The organism is Mycobacterium sp. TY814, assembly GCF_030755175.1.
In the GTDB taxonomy this organism is placed as follows: Bacteria; Actinomycetota; Actinomycetes; order Mycobacteriales; family Mycobacteriaceae; genus Mycobacterium.
Map to the genome: position 1 here is coordinate 2,171,817 of NZ_JAUFRY010000001.1, position 15,351 is coordinate 2,187,167.

17 protein-coding genes are annotated in these 15,351 nt (G+C 65.8%); 6 read left to right on the top strand and 11 right to left on the bottom strand.

Features of this window, described 5'->3' with window-relative positions; genetic code table 11:
* Positions 1-61 precede the first annotated feature (61 nt).
* Entirely contained in the window at positions 62-1,378 is a 1,317-nt protein-coding gene (locus QXH22_RS09605; protein WP_306242575.1) for an ROK family transcriptional regulator, read from the bottom strand.
* 181 nt (positions 1,379-1,559) lie between these two features.
* On the opposite strand from QXH22_RS09605, the gene QXH22_RS09610 reads away from it, so the two are divergent.
* Positions 1,560-2,318: an SDR family oxidoreductase gene (locus tag QXH22_RS09610; protein ID WP_306242577.1), complete on the top strand. Its 759-nt coding sequence runs from the start codon at positions 1,560-1,562 to the stop codon at positions 2,316-2,318.
* On the opposite strand, the gene QXH22_RS09615 is transcribed toward QXH22_RS09610, so the two are convergent.
* Both QXH22_RS09615 and QXH22_RS09620 read right to left on the bottom strand, forming a co-directional pair.
* A complete protein-coding gene (locus QXH22_RS09615; RefSeq protein ID WP_306275450.1) occupies positions 2,296-3,693 on the bottom strand; it encodes an Ig-like domain-containing protein in 1,398 nt (465 codons plus the stop codon). The two genes, QXH22_RS09610 and QXH22_RS09615, sit on opposite strands and share 23 nt — an antisense overlap.
* 43 nt (positions 3,694-3,736) lie before the next feature.
* Positions 3,737-4,831: a UDP-N-acetylmuramate dehydrogenase gene (locus QXH22_RS09620; RefSeq protein ID WP_306242581.1), complete on the bottom strand. Its 1,095-nt coding sequence runs from the start codon at positions 4,829-4,831 to the stop codon at positions 3,737-3,739.
* 41 nt (positions 4,832-4,872) lie between these two features.
* On the opposite strand from QXH22_RS09620, the gene QXH22_RS09625 reads away from it, so the two are divergent.
* From QXH22_RS09625 to QXH22_RS09635, 3 genes are read left to right on the top strand one after another with little or no spacing between them, the layout of a single operon-like run.
* Positions 4,873-5,424: a DUF2505 domain-containing protein gene (locus tag QXH22_RS09625; protein ID WP_306242583.1), complete on the top strand. Its 552-nt coding sequence runs from the start codon at positions 4,873-4,875 to the stop codon at positions 5,422-5,424.
* A gap of 29 nt (positions 5,425-5,453) precedes the next feature.
* Positions 5,454-6,284 (top strand): carbon-nitrogen hydrolase family protein, encoded by an 831-nt coding sequence (locus tag QXH22_RS09630; protein ID WP_306275451.1) that lies wholly within the window; start codon positions 5,454-5,456, stop codon positions 6,282-6,284.
* A complete protein-coding gene (locus QXH22_RS09635) occupies positions 6,281-7,342 on the top strand; it encodes an LmeA family phospholipid-binding protein (protein ID WP_306242588.1) in 1,062 nt (353 codons plus the stop codon). The genes QXH22_RS09630 and QXH22_RS09635 overlap by 4 nt, the downstream gene beginning before the upstream one ends.
* Position 7,343: 1 nt before the next feature.
* Here QXH22_RS09635 and deoC read toward each other — a convergent pair whose 3' ends face one another.
* The 6 genes from deoC to QXH22_RS09665 form a co-directional block, all read right to left on the bottom strand.
* Entirely contained in the window at positions 7,344-8,015 is a 672-nt protein-coding gene (gene deoC, locus QXH22_RS09640; RefSeq protein WP_306242590.1) for a deoxyribose-phosphate aldolase, read from the bottom strand.
* The gene (locus tag QXH22_RS09645; protein WP_306242591.1) at positions 8,015-8,458 is read right to left on the bottom strand and encodes a DUF2599 domain-containing protein; all 444 of its coding nucleotides are present in this window, start codon (positions 8,456-8,458) and stop codon (positions 8,015-8,017) included. The genes deoC and QXH22_RS09645 overlap by 1 nt, the downstream gene beginning before the upstream one ends.
* Positions 8,459-8,461: 3 nt before the next feature.
* Positions 8,462-8,752 carry a DUF2516 family protein gene (locus tag QXH22_RS09650; protein WP_306242593.1) on the bottom strand — a complete coding sequence of 97 codons (291 nt, stop codon included), beginning with the start codon at positions 8,750-8,752 and terminating at the stop codon, positions 8,462-8,464.
* A gap of 147 nt (positions 8,753-8,899) precedes the next feature.
* Positions 8,900-9,538, bottom strand: a complete 639-nt coding sequence (hbhA, locus tag QXH22_RS09655) for a heparin-binding hemagglutinin HbhA (RefSeq protein ID WP_306242594.1) — start codon at positions 9,536-9,538, stop codon at positions 8,900-8,902.
* Positions 9,539-9,723: 185 nt separating this feature from the next.
* Complete coding sequence (locus QXH22_RS09660; RefSeq protein WP_306242596.1) at positions 9,724-10,140, bottom strand: helix-turn-helix domain-containing protein; 417 nt, start codon at positions 10,138-10,140, stop codon at positions 9,724-9,726.
* An 87-nt stretch (positions 10,141-10,227) separates the two neighbouring features.
* Positions 10,228-11,535 carry a DUF445 domain-containing protein gene (locus QXH22_RS09665; RefSeq protein ID WP_306244454.1) on the bottom strand — a complete coding sequence of 436 codons (1,308 nt, stop codon included), beginning with the start codon at positions 11,533-11,535 and terminating at the stop codon, positions 10,228-10,230.
* A 199-nt stretch (positions 11,536-11,734) separates the two neighbouring features.
* Here QXH22_RS09665 and QXH22_RS09670 point away from each other — a divergent pair, with 199 nt between their 5' ends.
* Together QXH22_RS09670 and pcaA are read left to right on the top strand one after the other, a co-directional pair.
* Entirely contained in the window at positions 11,735-12,448 is a 714-nt protein-coding gene (locus tag QXH22_RS09670; protein ID WP_306244455.1) for a TetR/AcrR family transcriptional regulator, read from the top strand.
* 164 nt (positions 12,449-12,612) lie between these two features.
* On the top strand, positions 12,613-13,476 hold the full coding sequence (pcaA, locus tag QXH22_RS09675; RefSeq protein ID WP_306242598.1) for a cyclopropane mycolic acid synthase PcaA: 864 nt from the start codon (positions 12,613-12,615) through the stop codon (positions 13,474-13,476).
* Positions 13,477-13,527: 51 nt separating this feature from the next.
* Here pcaA and QXH22_RS09680 read toward each other — a convergent pair whose 3' ends face one another.
* Both QXH22_RS09680 and QXH22_RS09685 read right to left on the bottom strand, forming a co-directional pair.
* Positions 13,528-14,388, bottom strand: coding sequence for a cyclopropane mycolic acid synthase family methyltransferase (locus QXH22_RS09680; RefSeq protein WP_306242600.1), 861 nt, complete (start codon positions 14,386-14,388; stop codon positions 13,528-13,530).
* A gap of 97 nt (positions 14,389-14,485) precedes the next feature.
* Positions 14,486-15,349, bottom strand: coding sequence for a 3-hydroxybutyryl-CoA dehydrogenase (locus tag QXH22_RS09685; protein WP_306242602.1), 864 nt, complete (start codon positions 15,347-15,349; stop codon positions 14,486-14,488).
* Positions 15,350-15,351: the final 2 nt, after the last annotated feature.

Sequence of the window (15,351 nt, forward strand, 5' to 3'; positions counted from 1 at the left end):
TCATCTTTACAGCACGCACCGCGGCGTCAGCCCACGCGCATGACTTGGGCAGATCAGACGCCTATTTGGCGATGGCCGTGGGCTCGGAGTCGACGAGCCGGCTACCCAGCGCTCCCGAGCGGCGCATCGCGCCCAGCGGGTCGGCATACAGCCCGTCCAGTGAGACGATTCCCGCCCCGGCCTCCTGCACGCGGTTACCGAAGGCCGTGACGCGGATGTCGCGCGGCGCCAGCACCGAACGCTCGGTGAAGGCGGCCTCGACCTCCGCCATGCCCTCGGGATATTCCGTGAACGCCTGACCGCCGACCACCACTTCGTCGGGATTGAGCATGTCGCGCAGCAGCGCCACTGCCCCGCCGAGCACCCGCGCCCGCTCCGACAACAGTTCCCTGGCCTGCTCGTTGCCGGCCCGCGCCACCCGCAGCAGGTCCGCCATCGCGGTCGTCGAGGCACCGGGACGGTTGGCGGGAGCCACCCCAGGCAGGATCCGGAGCCGACGGGCGGCGGCCAGCACCGCCTCGTCGCTGACCGTGGCTTCCAGCTGTCCCGAACCGCCCAGCAACTCCGATTGCACCGGCAGCGGCGCAATGGTGCCCGGCCCACTCGCCGGGCAATGCACGCGCCCGTCGATCACCAGCGCATAGCCCACAGTTTCACGGGCGTACACGTACAGGCTGGTCGACGTACCGGGCGCGAATCTGCGCATTCCCAGCAGCAGTTCGGCGCCCGCCATGGCGTCCACGTGGGACGCCACCGAGACCGGCAGGCCGAGCGCATCGGCCAGCACCGGCCCGACAGGAGCCTGCCGCCAGCCCAGTCGGGGGTGGTCCACCAGACCGGTTGCGCTGTCCACGGTGCCGCCGATCGCCACGCCGGCCCACAACGCGCGCCGCCGGTGCCAGCGGCGCAGATAGCGACTGGCGCTGTGCGACAGCGACGTCAGCGCGGAGCCCGCGGCGTTGAGTGGCGTCGGAGTCTCGACTGTGTCCAGCGTGCGGCCGAACAGGTCGGTGGCCACGATGCTGGTGGTGCGCGCACCGATGTGAATGCCGAGGGTGACGAAGGGCTCGTGGTTCACCTCGACCGGAACCCGCGGACGCCCGATCGCTCCGGAGACCGCCAAGTCGGCGCGTTCACGCAGGAGCCCGGCATCGAGCAACGCGATGACCTGGCGGTTCACCGTGGCGATGCTCAGCGAGGTGACGTTGGCGATGACGTCGCGGCCGACGGGTCCGCGCAACCGTACGGCGCGAAACACCGACGCCGCGGCGGAGTCCGACAGGTGCAACGCCGGAGGCACGACCTGGCGGTATGCCCGCAACGGTTCGTTAAGCCCCGTGCGGCTGTGCGATTGGTGGGTGAGAGTAGTCGAGTGCACTGGCAGTCCTTTTACGAGTTCCTATGGCCGGGTCCCTGGCCACACCCGCGACTTGCGTCAGTTCAGGCGCGGCAAAGTGCGCGACAACAACACGCGCCCGCGTGGAGACACGCGGTCGTCGTGCGGAACGAGGCACTGCAGTACACACCGAAAATTTAGCACGTTTATTAGAGTTGTCCCGATGAGTTCCCCCGACCCGCAGAAACCCGTCGCCGTGGTGACCGGAGCCAGTTCCGGGATCGGCGAGGCCACTGCGAAAGTCCTTGCCGCACAAGGCTTTCATGTGGTTGCAGTGGCACGCCGGGCAGACCGGATCCACGCATTGGCGACCGAGATCGGTGGCACCGGCGTTGTGGCCGACGTCACAAAAGACGATGACGTGGCAGCGTTGGCCAGCGGACTTGACCGGGTCGACGTGCTGGTCAACAACGCCGGCGGCGCCAAGGGTCTGGCCCCGGTCGCGGATGCCGACATGGAGCACTGGCGCTGGATGTGGGAGACCAACGTGCTGGGCACCCTGCGAATCACTCGGGCCCTGCTGCCGAAACTGATCCAGTCCGGCGACGGACTGATCGTCACCGTGACTTCGATTGCGGCGCTTGAGATTTACGACGGCGGGGCGGGCTACACGGCAGCCAAGCACGCGCAGGGCGCCCTGCACCGCACGCTGCGCGGGGAACTACTGGGAAAGCCGGTGCGGCTCACCGAGATTGCCCCCGGCGCGGTGGAGACCGAATTCTCGCTGGTTCGGTTCGACGGCGACGAGCAACGCGCGGATGCTGTCTACACGGGGATGACGCCGCTGGTGGCCGCCGACGTCGCCGAGGTCATCGGGTTCGTGGCATCGAGGCCCCCACACGTGAACCTGGACCAGATCATCATCCGGCCCAGAGACCAGGCTTCGGCAACCCGGAAGTTCAACCACCTGGCCCAGAACTAGGCGCGGTCGTACTGGTCGTCGTCGTGGTGGTCGTCGTCGGGGTCGTCGGGGTGCCCGAGAGGCTGGGCGCCGTTGACGGGGTGGCCGGCGCCGTGACGGGGATCTGGGTGCCCGGAGCGCGTCCCGACGGCGCCGGCAGCGCCGACATCGACAACCAGGTGTCCCAGTCCACTGCCCAGTCCCAGATGTCGCCGTCGGCGTAGGAGAGCTGGATGGAGCTGCCGGTCACCTCGACCGGGTCGCCGTACATCGCCGTCGGGAAGTACTCCGCGGCGTCGGCCGTCGACAGGTTGATACAACCGTTGGTCACGTTGCTGTTGCCCTGGGCACCGGCACTCGACGGGTTGGCGTGGATGAACTCGCCGTTGTTGGAGATCCGCACCGCCCAGCGCTCGTGCACGTTGCTGTAACCGGCGGCGGGATTGGACATGTAGAAGTCGGCGTATTTCTCGGTGACTACGTGGATACCGTTGCGGGTGACGTTGCGGGCCTTGTCGGCCTCGCCGTAGCTGCACGGGAAGTCCATGATCACGCCGGCGTCGGTGACCACCTGGATCCGGTGCGAGGAGACCTCCGCCTTCACGACCTGCCGACGGCCGATCTGGATATTCAGCGACATGTCCTGCAGCCCGTAGGCACCGTCGCCGAACGGCAACCCGTAAAACTTCGCGTCGACGTTGACGGTGGTACCGGCCGGGTAGTACTCGCGCGGCCGGTAGTGGATGCGGGCGCCCTGGGACTCATCGGGCAACCACGCCCAGCTGCCCTCGACCGGCGGGTTGGTCTTGATGGTCAGCGCCCGCTCGACGGCGGCCTTGTCGCTGATCGGTGAGTCGAACTGGATGATGATGGGTGCAGCGACCCCGACGGTCTGGCCGTCGGCCAGCTGGAAGCCGCCGTCGATCTTCTTCTTCGGCGTCACGGTGATGAACTTGCCCGCCACCGGGATGGTCTTGCCGTCGTGGCCCACGGCCGACCCACTCCAGTTATAGGTGGTGTCGTAGCCCAGCGGCTCGGTCGTCATGAACACGGTGCGGTCCTGGTTGAACGTGCCCGCGACGGGCTTTCCCGCCGAGTTCGTCAGGGCGACCTTCTGGAACCACCCGTCGGTGACCGTGACGCTGATCGGCGCGATGGGCACCACATCTTCGGTGGCGTTCGCCGGCTGGTAGGTCAGCTTGGGCGCAGCCGGCGGCTCCTTCTCGGACTGCGGAGTGATCTTGCCGCCCGCACACGCGGCCAGGACGCTCGGCGCGAACACCCCGAGGCCGATAGCCGCCAGAGCCGCGCGCCGATTGATCGGCCCCTGGCTCGAAGGGGTGCTGGAGGTGGTCACAAACGACAAAGATACCGGGCGAGATGCCCTCTCCCCCACTGCGAAGATGCATAGCGGGATGTCTCGCGCCCGAAAATAACAGCTACAACGCGCATCCGACCAGGACAGGCTCGGGTTCCAGTGTGATACCAAACACGTCACGAACTCCGTCACGAACGGTGCGCGCCAGTACTATCACGTCCTCCGCGGTGGCATTTCCGCGGTTGGTGAGAGCGAGGGCGTGCTTGGTGGACAGCCGGCACGGCGCGTCCTCGCCGGGAAACCCTTTCCCGAAACCGGCGCGTTCCACCAGCCAGCCCGCGGCCAGCTTGACCCCGTCCGGCGCCGGGTAGTTCGGGACCGGCCCCGCGGTCGCTGCCGCCAGCCGCGCGTAGTCCTCCGGCGCGACCACCGGGTTGGTGAAGAACGAGCCCACGCTCCAGGTGTCGTGATCGTCGGCGTCGAGCACCATTCCCTTGCGGGCGCGCAGCGCCAGCACCGCCTCGCGAACCGAACGGGGGTCGCTGCGCTCCCCGGCGGCGACACCCAGCGCCGCGGTCAGCTCCGCGTAGCGCAACGGCGCGCTGCGGCCGGAGCCATCCAGCGCGAACTCGACGTCCAGCACGATGGCGGGCAGCTCGAGCCCGTCGGCCCGCTTGAGCACGCTGGTGCGGTACCCGAACCGCAACTCCTCGGCGGGCACCCAGCGCACCTCGCCGCTGTGCCGATCCAGCAGCCTGACCCGGGTGATGGTGTCCGACACCTCCACGCCGTACGCACCGACGTTCTGCACCGGCGTCGCCCCGGCCGAGCCGGGGATGCCCGACAGGCACTCCAGCCCGCCCAGGCCGTGTTCGATGGACCGCACCACCACGTCGTCCCACACCGCACCCGCTCCGGCGCGCACCAGGGTGCCGTCGACGTCGATGCCGGTGTTGGCCAACCGGACCACGGTGAGGTCCGCCAGCCCATCGCCGATCACCAGATTAGAGCCGCCAGCAAACACCAAGACGGGGCCACCATCCGAGCCGTGAGCTTGCGAATCCAGCGCCCGCAACACGGCGATCACCTGATCGCTGCTGTCACAGGTGATTACGCGCCGCGCCACTGGACCCACCCGCAGCGTGGTCAACGGCGCAAGCGGCACCGACTCCGCCACGTGCGCGCCGGCAAATAACGATCCGACTTCCCGCTTCATGTGCTCCGTTTCATGGCCCCGTAACGGTAGCGTTTTCTGTTATGCCGCGTTCATTCGACATGTCGGCCGACTACGAGGGCACCGTCCGAGACGTCCACCAGGCCTTCCATGACTTGGCTTATTGGGAGGGACGGCTCGCCGAAACCCCGGTCGACGTTGCCAGCTTGGAGTCGATGCGAATCGGTGGCGAGTCCGGCGATGACGGCACCATTGAGGTCATCACGCATCAGACGATGCTCAGTCAGAACCTGCCCGCGCTGGTCACGCAGCTGCACCGAGGCGACCTGTGCGTGCGGCGCGAGGAATCATGGGGCCCCATCCGGGACGGCATCGCGACCGCGTCCATCGCCGGATCGATCGTCGGTGCGCCGGTCAACCTGTGGGGTACGGCGCTGCTACAGCCGGTCGCCGAATCCGGCAAGGCCCGGATGACGCTGCAGCTCACCATCCAGGTACGCGTCCCCTTCATCGGCGGAAAGCTGGAGCGCATCATCGGCAACGAACTCGGCCAGCTGGTGACCATCGAGCAGCGCTTCACCACGCTGTGGCTGACCAACGGGGGCGAAGCTACGTCGCGCAACGGGACCGGCTGACCACCCTCCGGTTGCCTAAGCTGGCGTTCATGCGAATCGCTGTGGCCCAGATTCTCAGCGGCACCGACCCCGCCGCAAATCTGCAGCTGGTGCGCGACTACGCCCAGCGCGCCGCAGACGGCGGCGCCCGCCTGGTGGTGTTCCCGGAAGCCACCATGTGCCGGTTCGGGGTCCCGTTGGCGCCCATCGCCGAGCCGGTCGACGGCCCATGGGCCGACGGGGTCCGACGGATCGCCGCAGACACCGGCATCACCGTGGTCGCGGGCGTGTTCGCACCGTCCGGCGACGGCCGGGTCACCAACACCCTGATCGCGGCCGGGCCCGGCACGCCCAACGAGCCGGACGCACATTACGACAAGATTCACCTCTACGACGCATTCGGATTCACCGAATCGCGCACCGTGGCGCCCGGGTTGCAACCGGTGGTGATCGAGGTCGACGGCGTCCGGGTGGGTCTGACGCTGTGCTACGACATTCGATTTCCCGCGCTCTACACCGAGTTGGCCGACCGCGGCGCCGAGCTGATTGTGGTGTGCGCGTCCTGGGGCTCCGGACCGGGCAAACTCGAGCAGTGGACGCTGCTGGCCCGCGCGCGGGCATTGGATTCGACCTGCTTCGTCATCGCCGCCGGCCAGGCCGACCCGGGCGACGCCGTGAGCCGTTCGGGGGCGCCCACGGGCGTCGGAGGCAGCCTGGTGGCGTCGCCGTGGGGGGAAGTCGAGGCGTCTGCCGGCTCAGAGCCGCAACTGATTCTCGCGGACCTCGACCTCGACAAAATCGCGAAGGCCCGGGACAGCATCGGGGTGCTGCGCAACCGCTCCGACTTCATTCATATCGATAGGGCAGAATCGCGAACGTGACGACTCCGCAGGGACCACGCAACGAAGGCCCATCAGGATGGGCGCGTCCGGGCGACCAGGGACCACTGGGCCGGCCGCCGGCCCCCGCGGATCCCTCAACCGGGCGACTGCATCCCGGCGACCCGCGCGGAGGACTAGGACAGCAGCCGCCGTCCACTCCGCCGCCGCCGTCGCAACAGGCTGAGGCCACCGACCACATGGCCGCCGCGAGCGCCGACACCCGGCGGATAACCCCCACTCCGCCACCCATGCCCGGCGGTGACCGCACCACACCGATCGCGCAGCCGACAGACGAGGCCGGCGAGGTCAAGAAGAAGAAGCGCTCGAGGCGCGACCCGCTGGCCATCCTGCTGGTCCTGATCATCGTGTTCTCGCTGGTGATCGCGGGTTTGATCGGCGCCGAGCTCTACGTCCGCCATGAGGCCAACAACAAGGTCGCAGCGGCGACCGCATGCGTGGTGAAGGACCAGGCCACCGCGTCGTTCGGGGTGACGCCGCTGGTGTTGTGGCAGGTGGCCACCGACCATTACACCAACATCAAGATCGAGACGGCCGGTAACCAGATCCGCGACGCCAAGGGCATGAAGCTGCAGCTCAACATCCAGGACGTCAACATCGAGAACAAGCCCGATTCCAAGGGCACGATCGGCGCGCTGGACGCCACGATCACCTGGACCGCCCAGGGCATCAAGGAGTCGGTGCAGAACGCGATCCCGATTCTGGGTGAATTCGTCACCAGCAGCGTGGTCACCCACCCCAAGGACAACACCGTCGAACTCAAGGGCATGCTCAACGACATCGTCGCCAAGCCGGTGGTGACCGCCAATGGCGGCATCGAGCTGCAGATCGTCAGTTTCAACACGCTGGGCTTCTCGCTGCCCAAGGAGTCCGTGCAGTCGACGCTGAACGACTACACCTCGAGTTTGACCAAGAATTACCCGCTCGGTGTCAAGGCGGAGAGCATCGAAGTCACCGACACCGGCGTGGTGGCCAAGTTCGCCGCCCGCAACGCCACCATCCCGACCGGCAACACCGACCCCTGCCTGGCCGATCTGTAAGTTAACCCAGGCCGTCCAGTACGGCCCGGGTACCGGACAGACCCAACCGGGTCGCTCCGGCGTCCACCATGGCGAGCGCGTCGGCGGCGGTACGGATGCCGCCGCTGGCCTTGACGCCCAACCGACCGCCCACCGTCGCGGCCATCACCTCGACGGCGTGCACCGATGCGCCGCCGGAGGGATGAAACCCGGTTGAGGTCTTGACGAAGTCGGCGCCGGCTTCCTCGGACACCCGGCAGACCGCAGCCAGGGTGTCGTCGCCGGCGAAGGCAAGCAGCGCCGCGGACTCGACGATCACTTTCAGCACGGCGCCGGTTGCGGCGGCGCGTACCGCGGCGACGTCGGCGCGTACCGCGTCGAATCGGCCGGCCAGTGCCGCCCCGACGTCGATGACCATGTCGATCTCGACGGCACCGGCAGCCACCGCCGCGGCCGCCTCCTGAGCCTTGATCGTGGACAGATGCTTACCGGACGGAAAGCCGGCTACCGCGGCAACCCGGACACCCCGCCCGACGGCGACCGGCACCATCGACGGGGAGACGCACACGGCGTAGACGCCGAGGTCGGCGCCTTCGGCAACCAGAGCGGCTACGTCGGCGTCGGTGGCCTCCGGTTTGAGCAGGGTGTGATCGACCAGTGCGGCGAGCTGGTCACGGGTCAGTGGGCCGCTCATCAGAAGGGCTCCTCCGCGGCACCCGGATTACAGCGGGACGCGACCATCTCGGCGTCGTCGACGACCGGGCGCCAGGGTTCGAGGTTCCAGCTGGTTTTGCCGGGCTGCGCGATCTCGGCGAACTGCCAGTGGCAGACGAACTGCGCGCGCATGCCCGGTGTGTCGGCGTCAGGTGATCGCGCCAGCACCTCGGACCAGGCCTCGTCAGCGGCGTCCGGATAGGCGCCGGTGGTTCCCCACATCCGGGCCGTAGCGCGCCCCGCGGGCGTCGGATAGACCCGCAGGCTGGAATGCCCGCCCCAGTCGGCCCATTGGGTGTGATCCACGAAAGGTGGCGCATACGACGCGCCCGCCGGGCCCCCCGTGCCGGGTTCGGCCTGTGCGGGCGCAGCGCCCAGCAGCGAAATGAGCGCCGCCGCCGGCGCCACCAGCACGACCTTCATCCGCTAGCGCGACTTGCCCTGCACTTCGAGAAGCTTGGGACGCACGTCGACCAGGTACACGCCCGTGGCGACCGCGGCCGCCGCGATGGCCATCACACCGAAAATGCCGTACAGGATGGTGATCAGCGCGATCGCGCTTCCGAGGATCACCAGCCACAGGGGCTTGGTCTGCTTGTCGGCGGCGGTATATGCGTCTGAGCGCTGCAACGCGGCGTGTACAAACGCGTACACCGTCACCACGGCGACGGCGACCCACAGAACGAACATCACGGTACCTACGGCTTGCACGCTCATAAGACTATGCGGGCCGCCGCAAAAACGTCGACTCCAAGTCGCCGACCAGCGGCGACTTGGAGTCGAGTGGTGTTTCTCTGGTCCAAGCCGCCCGATCCTGCGGCGACTTGGAGTCGAGTGGTGTTTCTCTGAGCCGGTTACCCGGACTTACTTCTGGGTGACCTTCTTGGCCGGAGCCTTCTTGGCCGGAGCCTTCTTGGCCGGAGCAGCCTTCTTGGCCGGAGCAGCCTTCTTGGCCGGGGCGGCCTTCTTGGCCGGAGCCTCCGCCTTCTTCGGCAGCTCGATGCCGACCAGCTTGGCGGCACGCTCACCGACGGCGCGGGTCTGCGTCGCAACGGTGCCCAGCGCCTCCTGAGTCAGCTCCACGGCCTGGTCGACGTAGCCCTCGGCACGAGCCGAAGCGTCCTCGAAGGCCGACTGGCTGCGCAGCCGCTCGAGAGCAGCCTCGCCGCGCTCGACCAGCTCGTTGTACCGGCTGGTGGCAGCCTCGACGTAACCTTCCGCAGCCTTGCGCAGCTCGTCAGCGGTGAAACGCTCGCGCAGCTCGGTCAGCTGCTCGGGCAGGTCCTCCTGCAGCTTGGTCAGGCGAGCACGGCTCTCCTCAACGCGGCTGCGGGTGTCGGTACGGGTCTCCTCGGCGCGCTCACGCAGCGTGGTGCGGGTCTCCTCGGCGCGGTCGCGCAGAGTCGCGATCAGGTCGTTGACGGTGGCCAGGGCCAGGTCGGCGGCACCGAGCGCGGCCAGCAGCGGCGCTTTCAGGTCCTCAATGTTCGTGTTCTCAGCCATGATGTTTCCTTTCTTTGATTTCGATATCGGGGTTAGTGCTAAATGGTTGAAAATTGGGGCAAGTTCGGCTCCTCTGGGCAGGAAATGTCAAGACCCGCGGATTGACACTGGTGCGCGACTTGCCGGAAACCTCCTGGTGGTCGGGTCGGTCGGGACCGATGACTTCCGTGTCATCCAGATCACTGTCAGTCGTCGTCGGATTCGCTCGGACACTCCTCACGATTCGCCTCGTTCTGCTGCGTGAAGGACGCGTAGATATCCAGCAGAACCTGCTTCTGACGCTCGGTGATAGCTGTGTCGGTGACGATGGCGTCCCGCACCTGACTCGTCTCGCTGGGCTCGAGAATCCCGGCCCGTACATAGAGAACCTCAGCCGAAACCCGCAGCGCTTTGGCGATCTGGGCCAGAACGTCGGCCGACGGCTTGCGCAGCCCACGCTCGACCTGGCTCAGATAAGGGTTGCTGACACCCGACCTTTCGGCAAGCTGCCGCATCGAGACCTGAGCGGTCTCACGCTGCGACCGGATGAAGCTGCCGATGTCGGAGGCCACGTCAGAGGCTTTTGTGGACACCTTGGTGCCCAGCTTCTCCTCCGGCGTCATCGGTTACTCCTGCGTCAGATTTTGTTTGCTTACGCCCACCAGGGTACGGAGGAGTGCTTGCTATTGCAAGCAGTCTGTTAGCACTTTTCAGAAGAGCAGCTGCGCGATGGCATAGATGGCCAGACCGGCGAGCGCGCCCACCACAGTCCCGTTGATCCGGATAAATTGCAGGTCACGGCCCACATGCAGTTCGATTCGGCGGCTTGCTTCCTGCGCGTCCCAGCGCTCGATCGTCTCGGTGATGATCGCTGTGATCTCCACCCCATATTGCGAAACGAGGTGCTGAGCGGCCCGAACCATCCACCCGTCGACCTTGTCGCGGAGCCCCGCGTCATCCCGCAACGAGGCCCCGATGCGGATCACCGTGTCGGCGATCCGGGTGCGCAACGTGCTGGACGGGTCGTCGACGCCCTCGAGCACCAATCGCTTGAGGGTGGTCCATGCCGTCTCGGCGGCTCGCGCCACCTCGTCGCGGGCCATCAATTGCTCTTTGACGGCGTCGGCGCGCGCGATCGTGTCGCTGTCGTTCTGCAGGTCGTCGGCGAATTCGAACAGGAAGCGCGTAGCTGATCGACGCAGTTCGTGGTCGGGGTTACGCCGCACCTTGTCGGTGAAGTCCATCAGCTCGCGATGGATCCGATCGCCCACCAGGTGGTCGACAAAGCGCGGTGACCAGGTCGGCGAGTCACGCTCGACGACCCGCTGAATCACCACCCCGGCATTCAGAGACCACTGGAACGCACGGTCGGCCAGCAACTGGATCAGGGCTTCCTGACGATTCTCGACCAGCAGCGTCTGCAATACCCGGCCCACCGGCGGACCCCACTGTGGCTCGGCGATGCGGCGCACGATCATCCGGTCGATCACCTGCTGGACGTCTTCGTCCCGCAGCAGCTCGACCAGCACGCGCAGCACGGTCGACACCTCGCCGGCCACCCGTTGCGCATGCGCAGGCTCGCAGAGCCATTTGCCCAGCCGACTGGGCACCTGGGCGTCGCGCAGCTTGGTCTCGACCACCTCCGCCGAGAGGAAGTTCTCCCGCACGAAGGTGCCCAGGCCCTCGCCGAGCTGGTCCTTCTTGCGCTTGATGATGGCAGTGTGCGGGATCGGAATCCCCAGCGGATGCTTGAACAGCGCGGTCACCGCGAACCAGTCCGCCAGGGCGCCCACCATGCCCGCCTCCGCCGCAGCGCCGACGTAACCGACCCACACCGGCGCGGTGCCGTGCGCATTGGCCCACCGGCACACCAGGAACACCACGGTGGCGCCGATCAGAAAACTCAGCGCCACCGCCTTCATCCGGCGCAGCGCCGCGCGCCGCTGCGCGTCCGCCTCGGAATCGGCGCCGGCGAATGACTCCGCAAAGGATGTCCGATTCCCCCGCCCGCCGCCCATTCCCGGCCCCGGCGGCGGAGCCGGGGGTGCCGCTGCCGGCAAGGCTCTGTGTGCCACCAGACCATCATCCGCTATCGAAACCACCGGTTAGTGTTACCCACACTGTTCGGAAGCCTCACGCAGTCCGGTCGCTCGGGCATCCGGGCGCCCGCAAGCCGTAGTATCGATGCGTCCAGGTAGTGAATGGGAATCGGCGACATTGGCACAACACATCCCGGCTCGGACTGATAAGACCGATGGCCGCAAGCGACGCTGGCACCAGCACAAGGTGGACCGCCGCAACGAGCTGGTCGACGGCACGATCGAGGCGATTCGCCGGCAGAGCCGCTTTTTGAGCATGGATGAGATCGCGGCGGAGATCGGGGTCTCGAAGACCGTGCTCTATCGCTACTTCGTCGACAAGAACGACCTCACGACCGCGGTGATGATGCGCTTTGCGCAAACCACCCTGATTCCCAACATGGCCGCGGCGCTGTCGTCGAGTCTGGACGGCTACGAACTGACCCGTGAAGTGATCCGGGTGTACGTCGAAACCATGGCCGCCGAGCCGGAGCCGTACGGCTTCGTGATGGCCAACAGTTCGGGCAGCAAAAGCAAGGTGATCGCCGATTCGGAACGGATCATCGCCCGCATGATCGCGGTGATGCTGCGCCGCCGCATGCGCGAGGCCGGCATGGACGTGGGCGGCGTCGAACCGTGGGCATACCTGATCGTCGGCGGTGTGCAGTTGGCCACACATTCCTGGATGTCGGATCCGCGGATGAGCAGCGACGAGTTGATCGACTATCTGACGATGCTGAGCTGGAGCGCGCTGTGCGGAATCGTCGAGGCAGGCGGGTCGCTGGAGAAGTTCCGCGCACAACCGCACCCGTCCCCGAGCGTGCCCGCGTGGGAGCAGCTGAAACAGGGGTGACCGCACTCCTGTGCGGGCCTTAGCCGACCCAGGTGTGACGTAAGGAGTGCAAGCGCACCCCTCGGCAGCGGTTAGCATTCAGAGAATGCATCGGGGGCGCTGCAGATCCGACTGATCGATTTTTGTCCGGGAGCACCCCGACAAACAGAAAGGCTGACATCGCAATGGCCGTGCAGCTAACGCCCCATTTCGGCAACGTGCAGGCGCACTACGACCTGTCCGATGAGTTCTTCCGCCTCTTCCTGGACCCCACCCAGACGTACAGCTGCGCGTACTTCGAGCGCGAAGACATGACGCTGGAAGAGGCTCAGCTCGCCAAGATCGACCTAGCGTTGGGCAAGCTCAACCTGGAACCCGGGATGACGCTGCTGGACATCGGCTGTGGCTGGGGTGCCACGATGCGACGTGCTATCGAGAAGTACGACGTGAACGTGATCGGGCTGACGCTCTCGGAGAACCAGGCCGCCCACGTCCAAAAGAAGTTCGACGAGATGGACACGCCCCGCACCCGGCAGGTACTGCTCGAGGGGTGGGAAAAGTTCCACGAGCCCGTCGACCGCATTGTCTCGATCGGCGCATTCGAGCACTTCGGCCGTCAGCGTTACCCGCGCTTCTTCAAGATGGCCTACGAGGCGCTCCCGAGCGACGGCATCATGTTGCTGCACACGATCGTGCGGCCCACATTCAAGGAAGCCAGGGCCAAGGGCCTGCCACTGACGCATGAGATCGTGCATTTCAGCCAGTTCATCCTGGCCGAGATCTTCCCCGGCGGTTACCTGCCCACTGTTCCGGTGGTCGAGGAGCAGTCCGCAGCGGCGGGGTTCTCGATGAAGCGCATCCAGTCCCTGCAGCAGCACTACGCGCGGACGCTGGAGATCTGGGCAGCCGCCCTCGAGGCCAAGAAGGATCTGGCCATCGCGATCCAGTCGGAGAAGGTCTACGACCGCTACATGAAGTACTTGACCGGGTGCGCCAAGTTGTTCCACGAGGGTTACACCGACATCTGCCAGTTCACTCTGGCGAAGTAGCCCGCACGGGGTCTCCGCGGAGCAGGACTCGCGGCGACCCCGGCGCCGGCATCACTTGACCAGCGTGAACTGTCCCACGTTGCAGATGCCCCGACGGAAGAAGTCTTCACAGCCCGTCAGATAGTGCATGTATTTGTCGTAGATCTCTTCGGACTGCAACGCGATCGCTTCGTCCTTCTTGGCCGCCAAATTCTCGGCCCAGATGTGCAGGGTCCGCTCGTAGTGCTCGCCTAGCAAATGGACTCTCTCCACCGAAAATCCCACCAGCTTCGCCAACTTATGAATATCTTCCTGGGCCGGCAACTGTCCGCCCGGGAAAATTTCCTTTCCTATGAAACGCATAAAACGCAGATCAGTCATCGTCACCTTGACACCACGCTCATGCTGCTGCTTCTGCGTGTACGCCAAAATCGTGTGCAACAGCATCCGCCCGTCGGCGGGGAGAATGCTGTGAGCACGCTCGAAGAACGTCGCGTAGCGCTCTGCCTTGAAGGCCTCGAAGGCGCCAATGGTTACGATGCGGTCGACGTTGTCGTCGAACTCTTCCCACCCTTGCAGGCGGACCTCGATGGTCCGATTGGTGGGGATCTTGGCCAGCCGCTTCTTGCTGTACTCAAACTGGTTGCGGCTCAACGTAATACCGATGACGTTGACATCAAACTTCTCGACCGCGCGTTGCAGCGCACCGCCCCAGCCACAGCCGATATCGAGCACTGTCATGCCGGGTTCGAGGTTCAGCTTCCCCAACGCGAGGTCGAACTTGGCGTTGGACGCCTCCTCGAGGGTCATATCTTCCCGCTCGAAGTAAGCGCAGGTGTACGCCATTGTTGGATCTAGAAATAACGCGAAAAACTCATCGGAAACGTCGTAGATAGATTGTGATTCTTCATAAAACGGCTGCAAATCGCCCATGCTCCGCTAATACCCTCTCGTCTGTAGCCGAGAGGATACCTCATTCACAGTACGACTGCCGTACTTTCGTGCAACGGATATTGCCCGCCGCGCATTCTCAGTATGTGTAGAAGCCTCTACCAGACTTTTTGCCCAGCAGGCCCGCCTCGACCATCCGCTGCAACAGTGGCGGCGGTCCGTACAGCGGCTCTTTGAACTCGTCGTACATCTTGTCCGCGATCAGCTTCAGCGTGTCCAGTCCCACCAGGTCGGACAGCTTCAGCGGCCCCATCGGGTGCGACAACCCGGCCACCACCGCCTTGTCGACGTCTTCAACCGTCGCAAAGCCGGCCTCGACCATCCGGATCGCCGAGAGCAGATAGGGCACCAGCAGGGCGTTCACCACGAAACCGGATCGGTCCGAGCAACGCACAACCTGCTTGCCCAGTACTGCACTGGCAAACTCCTCGGTGCGCGCGGCAGCATCTTTGTCGGTGACTAGCGTGCTGACCAACTCGACCAACGGCAGCACGGGCACGGGATTGAAGAAGTGCAATCCCAATACGCGCTGGGGATTTTTGGTGGCGGCAGCAATCTTCATGATCGGGATGCTGGAGGTGTTCGACGCCAGCACGGCCTGCGGGTCGGTGACCACGCGGTCCAACTCGGCAAACACCTGAGCTTTCACCGTCTCGTCTTCGACGATGGCCTCGATCACCAGCTGCCGGTCGGCCAGGTCGGCGAGATCGGTGGTGAAGGTCAACAGGCTCAGCGCGCGGTCGCGCTCCCGCTCGGTGACTTTGCCGGCGCTGACGCCGCGCTCCAGCGATTTCATGATGCGATTGCGGCCCGCGGTGATCAACGCGTCGGTGGTCTCGAAGACCGTCACGGCGACGCCCGCCCGTACCGATACCTCGGCAATACCGGACCCCATCTGCCCAGCCCCGATCACACCCACTCGCTGGATAGCTGCATCGCTCACTG

Excerpts from the sequence above, each read along its gene's own strand:
- QXH22_RS09610 (WP_306242577.1), top strand. The coding sequence starts at position 1,560 with ATGAGTTCCCCCGACCCGCAGAAACCCGTCGCCGTGGTGACCGGAGCC.
- QXH22_RS09620 (WP_306242581.1), bottom strand. The coding sequence starts at position 4,831 with ATGAAGCGGGAAGTCGGATCGTTATTTGCCGGCGCGCACGTGGCGGAG.
- QXH22_RS09625 (WP_306242583.1), top strand. The coding sequence starts at position 4,873 with ATGCCGCGTTCATTCGACATGTCGGCCGACTACGAGGGCACCGTCCGA.
- QXH22_RS09630 (WP_306275451.1), top strand. The coding sequence starts at position 5,454 with ATGCGAATCGCTGTGGCCCAGATTCTCAGCGGCACCGACCCCGCCGCA.
- deoC (WP_306242590.1), bottom strand. The coding sequence starts at position 8,015 with ATGAGCGGCCCACTGACCCGTGACCAGCTCGCCGCACTGGTCGATCAC.
- QXH22_RS09645 (WP_306242591.1), bottom strand. The coding sequence starts at position 8,458 with ATGAAGGTCGTGCTGGTGGCGCCGGCGGCGGCGCTCATTTCGCTGCTG.
- QXH22_RS09650 (WP_306242593.1), bottom strand. The coding sequence starts at position 8,752 with ATGAGCGTGCAAGCCGTAGGTACCGTGATGTTCGTTCTGTGGGTCGCC.
- hbhA (WP_306242594.1), bottom strand. The coding sequence starts at position 9,538 with ATGGCTGAGAACACGAACATTGAGGACCTGAAAGCGCCGCTGCTGGCC.
- QXH22_RS09660 (WP_306242596.1), bottom strand. The coding sequence starts at position 10,140 with ATGACGCCGGAGGAGAAGCTGGGCACCAAGGTGTCCACAAAAGCCTCT.
- QXH22_RS09665 (WP_306244454.1), bottom strand. The coding sequence starts at position 11,535 with ATGGGCGGCGGGCGGGGGAATCGGACATCCTTTGCGGAGTCATTCGCC.
- pcaA (WP_306242598.1), top strand. The coding sequence starts at position 12,613 with ATGGCCGTGCAGCTAACGCCCCATTTCGGCAACGTGCAGGCGCACTAC.
- QXH22_RS09680 (WP_306242600.1), bottom strand. The coding sequence starts at position 14,388 with ATGGGCGATTTGCAGCCGTTTTATGAAGAATCACAATCTATCTACGAC.